Origin of the sequence: Glycomyces paridis (assembly GCF_004912155.1) — a bacterium.
Classification (GTDB): domain Bacteria; phylum Actinomycetota; class Actinomycetes; order Mycobacteriales; family Micromonosporaceae; genus Glycomyces; species Glycomyces paridis.
Map to the genome: position 1 here is coordinate 250,715 of NZ_STGX01000004.1, position 10,744 is coordinate 261,458.

The window sequence follows — 10,744 nt, forward strand, 5'->3', positions numbered from 1 at the left end:
GTGGAAAACGTTTGCCGCAACTTGGGTCCACTCGAAACCGATGCCGCCGCGCGGCAAAGGTTCCCCCTGGTGCCCGTGCGCGGAAATTCACCCCATGTTCCCGAAGCGCCCGAATACCTCGCGTTCCGGTACCGTGAACACATGGACCTCAACGCGGACCTGGGGGAGGGTTTCGGTCGCTGGGAGCTCACCGACGACGCCGCACTGCTGCGCATCGTCACGAGCGCCAACGTCGCGTGCGGATTCCACGCGGGCGACCCGGCGACCCTGCGCCGCGTGTGCGCACTGGCCGCCGAAGCGGGGGTGCGGATCGGCGCCCAGGTGTCCTATCGCGACCTCGCCGGGTTCGGCCGCCGCGAGATGGACGTCCCGCCCGACGAGCTCGCCGCCGAGGTCGCCTACCAGATCGGGGCCCTCAAGGTCTTCGCCGAAGCGGCGGGCGCCCGGGTCGCCTACGTCAAACCCCATGGGGCCCTGTACCACCGGGCTGGACGCGACCCCGTCCAGGCGGCGGCGGTCGCCGAGGGCGCGCAGCTCGCGGGGATCGGGACCGTCCTCACCCAGCGCGGGAGCGAACTCGACCGGGCCGCAACGCGATCGGGCCTGCGGGTCGTCGGCGAGGCCTTCGCCGACCGGGCGTATCTGGGCGACGGCCACCTGGTCGCGCGAGGTGTCCCCGGGGCGCTGCTGGGGCCTGGCGAAGCGGTCGAGCAGGCGCTGGCCCTGGCCGCGGACGGCACGGTGACCGCTGTCGACGGCGCGCGCACTCCCGTTGCGGCCGAGTCGATCTGCGTGCACGGCGACGGTCCGGGCGCGGTGGCGCTCGCCGCGTCGATCCGGACGGCATTGGAGGAACGAGGCATCGACGTGGAGGCATTCTCGTGAGCACCGGAAGAACCACCGCCCCTCGGCTCAGGCCGCTCCCGGCCGGCCCGCGGGGCATCCTGATCGACTGCGGCACAACGGCGGCCGCGCGCGCCTGCTACCGCTCGCTCCAGGCACGGCGCATGTCCGGGCTGCTGGAGGCCTCCGACCTCGTGCCGGGCGCGACGACGGTGCTCGTCGACGGCGTCGACGAGCCGGAGTTGCTCGCGGCGGAGTTGCCGGACTGGCCGATGGACGAGGAGCCCGAGCCGTCGGGCGAGTGCGTGGAGATCCCGGTCTGTTACGACGGGCCGGACCTGGAGGCGGTGGCCGAGCTGTGGGGCGTGGCTCCCGAGGAGGTGGCCGACCTGCACTCCGGCATCGAGTACGAGGCGGCGTTCTGCGGGTTCTCTCCCGGTTTCGCCTATCTCGAAGGGCTGCCCGAGCGGCTGCGGGTGCCGCGGCGCGAGACGCCGCGGACGTCCGTCCCGGCCGGGTCGGTGGCGATCGCGGGGCCTTACACGGGGGTGTATCCGCGGTCGAGTCCGGGCGGGTGGCGGCTCATCGCGACGATGACGAACCCGGGGCGGTTGTGGAACGAGCACCGCGAGCCCGCGGCGCTGCTGGTGCCGGGCACGCGGGTGCGGTTCGCGGCGGTGCGCGTATGAGCGCCGTCGAGATCCTGCGCGCCGGGGTGCTGACGACCTGCCAGGACGCGGGCCGTCCCGGCTGGGGGCACCTGGCGGTGCCGCCTTCGGGGGCGGCCGACCGGCCGTCGTGGCGGCTGGCGAACCAGTTGGCGGGCAACCCGACCGGGGCGTGCGCGCTGGAGACGACGCTGAACGGCTGCACGGTGCGGGCGCACCGGAACGTGACGGTGGTGGTGGGCGGCGCGCCGTGCCCGGTCACCGTGGACGGGCGGCCGGAGGCCTGGGGACAGCCGGTGAAGCTCAAGGCCGGGTCGGTGCTCGACGCGGGTCCCGCGGAGGTCGGGGTGCGGTCGTACCTGGCGTTCTCCGGTGGGCTGCATCCGAAGTCGAGCCTCGGTTCGCATTCGACGTGCCTGCTGTCGGGTCTGGGCCCGGCGCCGCTGAGCGAGGGCGACACGATCCCGCTGGGTCCGAGCCCGGCGCACCCGCCGCTGCCGACGCAGTGGCCGGCGCCGTGGGCCGGGGTGAGCGCCGAACTCGTCCTGAAGCTCCATTTGGGACCGAGGCTGGAGCTGTTCGCCCCGGAGGCGGCGGCCGAGCTCGCGCGCGGGGTGTGGACGGTCTCGGAGCATTCGAACCGGATCGGTCTGCGCTTGGAAGGGCCCGCGCTGGAGCGGCTCGACGGCGCCGAGCTGCCGAGCGAGGGCATCGTGTCGGGGGCGCTCCAGGTGCCGCCGAGCGGTCAGCCGATCCTGTTCGGCGCCGACCATCCCACGACCGGCGGCTACCCGGTGATCGGCGTGGTCGGCCCCGAAGCCCAGGCCGCCGCGGCCCAGGCCCGCCCCGGGACCCGGATCAGGTTCGCTCCGATCCCCATGCCCCACTGGAGCACCCGAAACTGAACTCGAAGTCCCGCTCGCGTCCACTCCCCTGTTCGGGGGAATTTCGGGCGCGGGCGGGCGCGGACCGGCCTCGGTTCGGCGTTTTCTGTCGGACCCGGGCGGGACGCTCGCCCCGAGACTTCCTTCCCCTCTCGGGAGGGTGGGGGTTCGGGATGGCCCCCTTTAGGCCCCGGCCTTTTCCAGCGCCGCCCCGAAGTCCGCGACCAGATCCTCCGTCGCCTCGATCCCGCACGAGAACCGCACCAGGTCGTCGTCGATGCCGTCGACGGCGCGCTCGGCCGCGCTCATGCCCGCGTGACTCGTCACCGCCGGGCGCGTCACCAGCGACTCCACACCGCCGAGACTCGGCGCCGTGTACGGCAGCGCGAGCGTCGCGAGGATCGCCTCGGCCGCGGGCGTGCCGCCCGCCGGGCGGAAGGACAGCACCGAGCCGAAACCGCCGTCGAACAGGCCCGCGGCCCGCGCGTGGTCGGGATGCGAGTCCAGGCCCGGATAGTTCACGCGCGCGATCGCGTTGTGCCCCTCTAGGAACCGCGCGAGGGCGAGCGCGTTCGCGTTCTGCTGCCGCGCTCGGAGCGCGAGCGTCTTGAGGCCGCGCGCGAGCAGGAACCCGGCGTGCGGGTCGAGGCTGGCGCCGTAGAGGTTGAGCACGGCGCGAATCCGCCCGATGCGCTCGGCGGTGCCCGTGATCGCGCCGGCGACGAGGTCGGAGTGCCCGTTGAGGGCCTTGGTCGCGGAGTGGCAGACGAGGTCGAATCCGATCGTGTGCGGCCGGAACACCACGGGCGTGGCGAACGTGTTGTCGATGACGCTGGCGAGTCCCTGTTCGCGGCTGAAGTCGGCGATGGCCACGAGGTCGGCGACCCGGGCGAGGGGATTGCTGATGGTCTCGACGATGAACGCTTTGGTGTTGGGGCGCAGGGCTTCGGCCCAGGCCTCGGGGTCGTCGGGGGCGACGAAGTCGACGTGCCAGCCGAGGCGGGGGGCCAGTTCGGTGAGGAAGTGGCGGGTGCCGCCGTAGACGGCGCCGGCGGCGATGAGGTGGTCCCCGGCGGCGAGCAGGCTGAGCAGCGTGGTGGTGATGGCGGCCATGCCCGAGGCGGTGGCGAGGGCGGCCTCGGCGCCTTCGAGGGCGGCGAGCTTGCCGTGGAGGTACTCCTGGCCGGGGTTGGTGTTGAGGCGGATGTACTGGATGTCGTCGTAGTCGTCGCCGGGGCGGGTCTCGAAGACGGTGCCCTGGTAGATCGGGTGGACGACCGATCCTCCCGCAGGGGGCCGGGGTTCGCCGGCGTGGACGGCGAGGGTCTCGAACCGGTGCTGCGCTTCGCTCATGGGTCCGACGATACGGTCGGGGCCGGTGGGGCGCAACGGTCGTTCGACGGGGTCGGGCGGCCCGAGGAAGGCCCGCTGATCTGTCGTCGCCGGGGCCGTTACCGGGGCCGTTCCTGGTCGAGCGAGGCGAGGTAGGCGTTGTAGACCTCGTGGGGGTCGTCCTCGGGGTGGCCGGTGGCGGTGGCGCGTTCGGCCATGCGGTCGAGGCGGCGGCCTTCGCGCTCCTCGGAGCGGGCCCATTGGGCGATGAGCACGCCGATGATGATGAGGCTGGGGATCTCGCCGAAGGCCCAGGCGATGTCGCCGCCGGCGCGCTGGTCGGCGAGGAGGTCGCCGACCGAGGGGACGGCGATCTGGGTGTACCAGCCTTCGGCGAGGAGGCCGGTGCCCATCATGAGAGTGAGGCCGAAGATGGCGTGGAAGACGATGGTGACGAAGTAGAGGAGCACCTTCGCGGGGTAGGTGAGGGGGCGCGGCTTCGGGTCGGGTCCGATGACGACCCAGAAGAAGAGGCATCCGGCGGCGAGGAAGTGCGCGGTCATGAACAGGTGCCCGAAGTGCGAGCGCATCGCCCACTCGAACATGCCGGTGAAGTACATGAGGTACAGGCTCGTCAGGTAGACGGCGAGGGTGATGAGCGGCCGGGAGACGAACCGGGACCAGCGGCTGTGGACGGCGGCGAGGAGCCATTCGCGGGGGCCGCCGGCGCGGTCGGGCGGCAGGGCGCGCAGCGCGAGCGTCATGGGCGCGGCGAGGACGAGGAGGATCGGCGCGAGCATGTTGAGCGCCATGTGCTGCACCATGTGCGCGCTGAACAGGACCATGCCGTAGCGGCCGAGGCCGCTGGAGGTCGTGACGACGACGACGGCCCATCCGGCGATCCACAGGGCCGTACGGTACCAGGGCCAGGCGTCGCCGCGGCGACGCAGGCGGGCGACGCCGGCGAAGTAGAAGCCGGTGAGGACGGTCGCGATGGCGCAGAACAGGACCGAGGGGTACCAGTCGAAGGCGATCGCGGCGGCCGAGACGGCCTCGGGGGTGGGGAAGCCGAGGAGCGCGGTGTTGGGGTCGGGGAGCGCCTCGGCGGGCGGGGGCGTGACCGACAGAGAGGACGCGAGGCCGAAAGCGGCGGCCATGAGGGCGAGTTCGACGGCGGCGAGGCGATTGAACGCCCGGCGGTCCCCCGCCGCGACGTCGGGGAGGGTGCGGCGGCGGTGGGCCCAGCCGAGCACGCCGCCGAGGGCGAGGAGGGCGAGCTTGGCGAGGGCGATGCGCCCGTACGCGGTCGTCCACAGGTCGGTGAGGGCGACGTTGGCCCCGAACACGATGAGGCCCGTGACGCCCACGGCCGGGTAGGCGAGGGCCGCGGCGAACGAGTACCGGCGGGCGGCCACGGCCGGGTCGCGGCGGGCGATGAACAGCGCGAGGAGGCCACCGGCCCAGAACGCGGCGGCGAGCACGTGGATGAGGAGCCCGTCGACGGCAATCTGGTGGTTGCCGTTGGACGCCGAGTGCCCGGTGAAGATCGGCGGGACGGCCGCACCGACCGCGAAGGCGGCAGCGGCGGCGGCGCCGGGGATCGTGAACGCGCGGGCGGCGCACACGGCCGCCGCGGCGGCGAGCACGAGCGTGAGGCCGAGGGCCTTGCCCTGCTCGAACTCGGTCACGTAGAACCACACGTCGGCCGGGTGGACCCGGTCGAGCGGCACCGCGTTGAGGTTCGCGACCTCGATCGGGAGGCTGACGAGCACCACGGCCGCCCACACGCCCGCGGCGCCGGCGCCCACGCGCAGCCACCGCCACGACTGGCCGGTCAGGCGCGAGCGCGCCCCAGCGCGGCCCGGCAGGAAGCAGGCGGCGGCGATCGTGCAGCCGACGGCGGCGAGCATCGCGAGGTCGGCGGCGTACTTGACGAGCCCGGCTGCCCACGTGACCGCGGGGTCGGGGGCGGTGAGACCGGGGAGCGCCTCGACGTCGACCGCGCCGCCGAGGTCGAGGGCGAGGACGGCCGCGACGAGCCCGGCGAGGACCGCGGCGGCCAGCGCGAGCGCCTTGCGGCCGCGTCGGCGCGGCGGCGTGCCCGCGCTCGGCCCGCTTCGGGACCCCGCACGGCCGCCGGGTATGGTAGCGGCGGTGTTTTGGCTGGTCTCGGTCGATGCGGTCACGTAACCCAGCATGGCTGATTGTTCCAGCTCACGCCCCACCGGGTGGGGTCCAGTTATCTCCGGCAACTCCCAGGCGCGCCCGGCGGGCGCCCTCCAGTCATGTCGGTGTCATAAGGCACGATCACTGAGCGCCGCTCGCGGAGTCGTACATTGGCAGTCACGGCGACGCCTGCGGAGCCGTAGTTTCCTCTGGTGGATCGCGATGGGAATCATCGAAAGACGCGGTGAGATCATGAACCTGCTCCAAGGAGGCGGAGGCGTGCTCGGCAATGTGCAGTTCACGCTGGACGGCTCCGACGACCCGTCCAACGTGCTCAACCTCATGGCGCTGGGCGCCTATGCGAGCGGCGAGCAGCCGCACGCGGTGGTCCGGGCGCTCGACCTGGTGGCCGAGGACGCCGACCTCATTCCCGAGGGCGGTTCACTCGTTCGGTCGATTTCCGGGGCCTCTTTTCTGCAACTGGTGACCGGCGAGGGCTGGACGCTGCGGACGCAGCGCTGGCGCGACGGCTCCGGCCAGGCGGTGGTGACCGCCGACACGAGGGAGCGGGCCGAGGCGGTCGCGGCGTTCGTGGCCGAGCGGACCGGTTCGGTCGAGGAGTCCGGTGAGGACAAGGTCGACATGGGTTTCTGGTACCGGTCGGCGCGGGGCCCGTTCCGCTCCACCCGGTCGATCAGCGCGCCCCGCTGGCCCGAGATCGAACGGAACTACTCCTCGAACTCCGGTGCGGCGCTCGGCAAGCTCATGGCGACGCGTTCCTCTGACGTGGCCGGGCGCCTGGTCCTGCTCCACGGCCCGCCGGGCACGGGCAAGACCACGGCCCTGCGGGCGCTGGCGCGCGAGTGGGCGCCGTGGTGCCAGGTGGACACGGTCCTGGACCCGGAGGCGTTCTTCTCGGACCCGTCCTACCTCATGGAGGTCATCATCGGGTCCGAGATGGACCTGGCGCTGGACGTGGACCTGGAGGAGGGCGAGTCGCGGCGCGCCCATTGGCGGCTCATGGTCCTCGAGGACTGCGACGAGCTCATCCGCGGCGAGGCTAAGGAGGCCTCGGGGCAGTCGCTCGCGCGTCTGCTCAACCTCACCGACGGCCTGCTGGGGCAGGGCCGGGAGATCATGGTCGCGATCACCACGAACGAGCGGCTGGACCGCCTCCACCCCGCGGTGGTGCGCCCGGGCCGGTGCCTCGCCCAGATCGAGGTCGGCGCGCTCTCTCCTCTGGAGTCGGCCGACTGGCTCGGCGGTGCGAGCGTCCGCGAGCCGATGACGCTCGCCGAGCTCTACGCCCGCCGCACCGGCAACGACCCGACCACGACCGAGTCGACCATCCCTCATCAGCAGATCGGCCAGTACCTCTAAGCGCCGCAACGCAACGCACGAAGCGACCGCCGTCCGCCTCTCAGGCGGGCGGCCGCTTCGTCTCCGGGTGTTCGATTGCGTCCCTTGCGGTTCCCCCTGCCTTGGGCCGCGTGGAATACTCGTCGGGACCGCCTTCGACCCCTTGAGGTGACGTCCCGATGCGCGCGATGCTTCGCCCTGGACCGCTGATCGCCCTGCTCACGACCGCGGTGGCGATGCTGGCGCTGTACGTCCTGGTCCGCCCTTCGGGTGCCGGGACGCTCGCGATCACCGCCGCTCCGGTGGCCGTCGGTCTCGTATCTCCAAGCGCACCTGGCGAAGCCACCGGCGTAAGCGGCCGCGCCGGAGGGCGGGCGTGGTGAGGGCGCCCGCCCTCCGGCGCGGCTCAGGCCTCGGCGTCGCGTTCGTCGAAGACGGCCCTGGCGTGCCCGATCGCGTTGATGGCGGCCGGGAAGCCGGCGTAGACGGCGATCTGGGTGAGCGCCTCGACGATCTCGGCCCGGGTGCATCCGGCGTTGAGGGCCCCGTTGATGTGGAAGCGCAGCTGCGGGGCGGCGTTGCCCAGCGCGGCGAGCGCTCCGAGGGTGACGAGCTGGCGGTCGCGCGGCTCCAGTGCGGGACCTGAGTAGACGTCCCCGTAGGCGAACTCGGCGATGTACCGCCCCAGGTCCGGGGCGATGTCGGCGAGCGAGGAGACCACGGTGGGATCGGTCTCCCCGGAGATGTGCTGCAACGCCTTCAGTCCGCGTTCGAATCGTTCGTCGGGATGCTCCATCTGCGATCCTCCTTAATCGCGTGAGGTCTGGATCTTCTTGCCCCACAGGGCCAATCCTGCTGCAACGACCAACATGACCGCAAGCGTCCAGGCCAGGGCCGGGAAGCCGTGGACGGCGGCGGCCCGCGCCGCCAGCGGGCCGACCGTGGCGCCGACGTAGAAACTGAACATCGACACGGAGGTGGCCGCGGCGCGGTGCTCGCCGCCGAGTTCGCCCGCGGTCTGGGTGATCACCGGCGCGGCGACGCCGAGGCCGCCGACGAGCACGGCCAGGAGGACCGCGAGCGCGACCAGGTGCTCCCCGGCGAACGCGGCGGCGACCATCGCGAGCGCGGCGACGCCGGTGCCGAGCACGACCTGGTCGGGGCGGGCGAGGCGCGAGAGCGGGATCGCCAGGAACGGGAGGGCGATCATGACGGGGAGGGCGCTGGCGCGCAGGGCGAGGAGCGGGCCGGAGCCGGTGACGATCCCGGTGAGTTCGATGCCGGTGTAGACGGCGACCATGGCGGCCATGGCGAGTGCGCCGGCGGCGAGCATCGGCAGGAGCCTGGCGATGCGCAGGACCCGGGGGATGGCGGCGTAGCTGCCGGCGAGGCTCGCGCCGCCGCCGGGGGCGTCGGGGGCCATGGCACGGGAGGCGGCGAGGGCGACCAGTCCGAAGAGGGCGGCCGAGGCGATGAACACCCAGCGCCATTCGACGTAGCGGACGGCGGTCTGGGAGGCGAGCTGGGCGATGACGGTGGCGGCGAGGAACGCGGTGATGATGGTGGTGACGGCGACCGCGCGGCGCGCGGGGGCGATGCGGGTGGTGGCGTAGGCGGTCATCGCGGGCGGGATCGCGCCGATCGCGAGGCCTTGGAGGACGCGCAGCGGGAGCGCGGTGCCGAGCGTCGGCGCCAGACCGGTCAACAGTGTGACCACTCCGGCGGCGATGAGGCCGGCGACGAGGACGCGTTTCTGGCCGAAGCGGTCGGCCATCGGGCCGAAGAGCACGAACCCTCCGGCGTAGCCGAACGCGAAGGCGCTGATGATCCACGTCATCGGTCCGACGCCGACGTTCCAGGAGGCCTCCATGTGGGTGAACATGGGGATCGGCGTGTACATCTGGCCGGTGGCGAGGAGCGCGGTGAGGGCGAAGAGGGGGACGGCGCGCCGGACCGGCGTGTAGGCCGGCGCGGGACGGGTGTGCGGCTGCGCCGCGACGTAGCGGGTGGTTTCAGCGGTGGTGGTTGCTGGCATGGCGGTAAATCTAGGCGCGGCCCTGCACCCCTGTCAACCAAATAGTTGGTTTCTGGGATGGTAATCTGGGCCTCATGGGATCGCACGAGGGCAAACGCGCGGGCTCGACCCGGTCCGCGCTCATGCGCGCCGCCCGCGGCGAGTTCGCCGAGCTCGGCCTCGCGGGCGCCCGCGTCGACCGGATCGCCGAGGCCGCCGGGGTCAACAAGGAGCGCATCTACGGGATCTTCGGCAGCAAGGACAAGCTGTTCGACGCGGTCCTGGTCGACGTCATGCAGGAGTTCGCCGACACGGTGGTGCCGCTGTGGCGCTCGCACAGCGCGGGCGACTTCGTCGGCCGCCTCTACGACTACCACCGCGAACGCCCCGAACTGCTGCGCCTGCTCGTATGGGAGGCGCTCCACCGCGGCGACGACGCGCACGACGTCGACGGCTGGCGCGAAGGCCATTCGCGGCGCAAGCGCGAAGGCGTCGCGGAGCGCTTCGGCACCGACGGCCCCTTCCAGGGCGCCCTGCTCGCCCTCGCCCTGTGCGGCATCCCCAACTGGATCAACCTGGTCCCGCAGCTGCGCCGACTCATGCTCGGCGACCGCGCCGACGACGCCGAGGCCATCCGCGCGTTCCTCATCCCCCTGGCCGAAGGCGCCGCCAGGGCCGTCGCCGCACCCCACGCGATCAACACATTGACCGATCCGGATGAGGAGGGCGCTGGACCGGAAGTACGGGCCGCAGTCGGCGACGCGGACGAAACCGGTGCTGCGGCACCGGGCACAAACGGGGAGGCCGCGCGTGCCGAAGGCGCGCCCGCCTCGACTTCTTTCAATGCGAACGCGGTCAGGGTCGAAGCCGCCGCGCTTGCCGAAGGCGCGCACACCGCGACGCCTGTCGACTCGGGCGCGGACGAAGTCGAGGCCGCGGCTGCGCGGCTGCGCCGCGCCCAGGCCGAGGCCGAGGCCGCGAAGGCCGCGCTCGGCGCGGCGCTCCGCGACGCCAACACCGCCGGCGCCAGCGCGAACGCGCTCGCCAAGCGCGTGGCGGGCACGGTGTCGCGCCCGGTGGTCCTCAAGCTCCTTGCGGACTGACCATCCGCCCGCCGAGCGAACCGCGTCGGACCCGGTTCGCCGACAGCGGCGCAAAACGGACCGCGCGCCAGGCTCGCCGTCCGTGCAAGGTGTACGAACTCGGATCAGCGCCGCCCAACCGCCTTCGCCGGGCCCGCCGTTCACGGAAGCTGCACGAACTCGGGTCGTCTCGAACCTGCCGCCCCAGCCCAGGTCAGAGCGTCGGCCTTCGCCCGACCCGCACCCGTTCGAGTGAAAACCGCACCGCGCCATCCGGTTCTTGTCAGACCCCCGCACGACCATGGAGAGGCCGACGCACCTTGTCTTCCCACCCAGGGTGGGGGTGTCGGCCCCGCGCGCAGGCACCCCCGCGAGCCCTCCCGCCCCCGCACACCC

9 protein-coding genes are annotated in these 10,744 nt (G+C 72.8%); 5 read left to right on the top strand and 4 right to left on the bottom strand.

Annotated features, from left to right (window positions below):
- The first annotated feature begins 141 nt into the window (after nt 1-141).
- The 3 genes from E9998_RS07340 to E9998_RS07350 are packed head-to-tail and all read left to right on the top strand — an operon-like array spanning nt 142 to nt 2,416.
- Nucleotides 142-885 (top strand): LamB/YcsF family protein, encoded by a 744-nt coding sequence (locus E9998_RS07340; protein ID WP_136529050.1) that lies wholly within the window; start codon nt 142-144, stop codon nt 883-885.
- Nucleotides 882-1,532 (top strand): 5-oxoprolinase subunit B family protein, encoded by a 651-nt coding sequence (locus E9998_RS07345; protein WP_136529051.1) that lies wholly within the window; start codon nt 882-884, stop codon nt 1,530-1,532. The genes E9998_RS07340 and E9998_RS07345 overlap by 4 nt, the downstream gene beginning before the upstream one ends.
- Entirely contained in the window at nt 1,529-2,416 is an 888-nt protein-coding gene (locus E9998_RS07350) for a 5-oxoprolinase subunit C family protein (protein ID WP_136529052.1), read from the top strand. Before E9998_RS07345 ends, E9998_RS07350 begins: the two co-directional genes overlap by 4 nt.
- A 162-nt stretch (nt 2,417-2,578) precedes the next feature.
- On the opposite strand, the gene E9998_RS07355 is transcribed toward E9998_RS07350, so the two are convergent.
- Both E9998_RS07355 and E9998_RS07360 read right to left on the bottom strand, forming a co-directional pair.
- A complete protein-coding gene (locus E9998_RS07355; RefSeq protein ID WP_136529053.1) occupies nt 2,579-3,748 on the bottom strand; it encodes a trans-sulfuration enzyme family protein in 1,170 nt (389 codons plus the stop codon).
- Between the two features lie 98 nt (nt 3,749-3,846).
- Nucleotides 3,847-5,913 (bottom strand): bifunctional copper resistance protein CopD/cytochrome c oxidase assembly protein, encoded by a 2,067-nt coding sequence (locus E9998_RS07360; protein WP_158299724.1) that lies wholly within the window; start codon nt 5,911-5,913, stop codon nt 3,847-3,849.
- Between the two features lie 259 nt (nt 5,914-6,172).
- Here E9998_RS07360 and E9998_RS07365 point away from each other — a divergent pair, with 259 nt between their 5' ends.
- Nucleotides 6,173-7,273, top strand: coding sequence for a DUF5925 domain-containing protein (locus E9998_RS07365; protein WP_204745309.1), 1,101 nt, complete (start codon nt 6,173-6,175; stop codon nt 7,271-7,273).
- A 385-nt stretch (nt 7,274-7,658) separates the two neighbouring features.
- On the opposite strand, the gene E9998_RS07370 is transcribed toward E9998_RS07365, so the two are convergent.
- Both E9998_RS07370 and E9998_RS07375 read right to left on the bottom strand, forming a co-directional pair.
- On the bottom strand, nt 7,659-8,048 hold the full coding sequence (locus tag E9998_RS07370) for a carboxymuconolactone decarboxylase family protein (RefSeq protein WP_136529055.1): 390 nt from the start codon (nt 8,046-8,048) through the stop codon (nt 7,659-7,661).
- A gap of 12 nt (nt 8,049-8,060) precedes the next feature.
- Nucleotides 8,061-9,287: an MFS transporter gene (locus E9998_RS07375; protein ID WP_136529056.1), complete on the bottom strand. Its 1,227-nt coding sequence runs from the start codon at nt 9,285-9,287 to the stop codon at nt 8,061-8,063.
- A gap of 74 nt (nt 9,288-9,361) precedes the next feature.
- Between E9998_RS07375 and E9998_RS07380 the strand changes: the two genes are divergently transcribed.
- Entirely contained in the window at nt 9,362-10,369 is a 1,008-nt protein-coding gene (locus E9998_RS07380; RefSeq protein ID WP_136529057.1) for a TetR/AcrR family transcriptional regulator, read from the top strand.
- The last annotated feature ends 375 nt before the right edge of the window (nt 10,370-10,744 follow it).

Excerpts from the sequence above, each read along its gene's own strand:
- E9998_RS07340 (WP_136529050.1), top strand. The coding sequence starts at position 142 with ATGGACCTCAACGCGGACCTGGGGGAGGGTTTCGGTCGCTGGGAGCTC.
- E9998_RS07350 (WP_136529052.1), top strand. The coding sequence starts at position 1,529 with ATGAGCGCCGTCGAGATCCTGCGCGCCGGGGTGCTGACGACCTGCCAG.
- E9998_RS07355 (WP_136529053.1), bottom strand. The coding sequence starts at position 3,748 with ATGAGCGAAGCGCAGCACCGGTTCGAGACCCTCGCCGTCCACGCCGGC.
- E9998_RS07370 (WP_136529055.1), bottom strand. The coding sequence starts at position 8,048 with ATGGAGCATCCCGACGAACGATTCGAACGCGGACTGAAGGCGTTGCAG.
- E9998_RS07375 (WP_136529056.1), bottom strand. The coding sequence starts at position 9,287 with ATGCCAGCAACCACCACCGCTGAAACCACCCGCTACGTCGCGGCGCAG.
- E9998_RS07380 (WP_136529057.1), top strand. The coding sequence starts at position 9,362 with ATGGGATCGCACGAGGGCAAACGCGCGGGCTCGACCCGGTCCGCGCTC.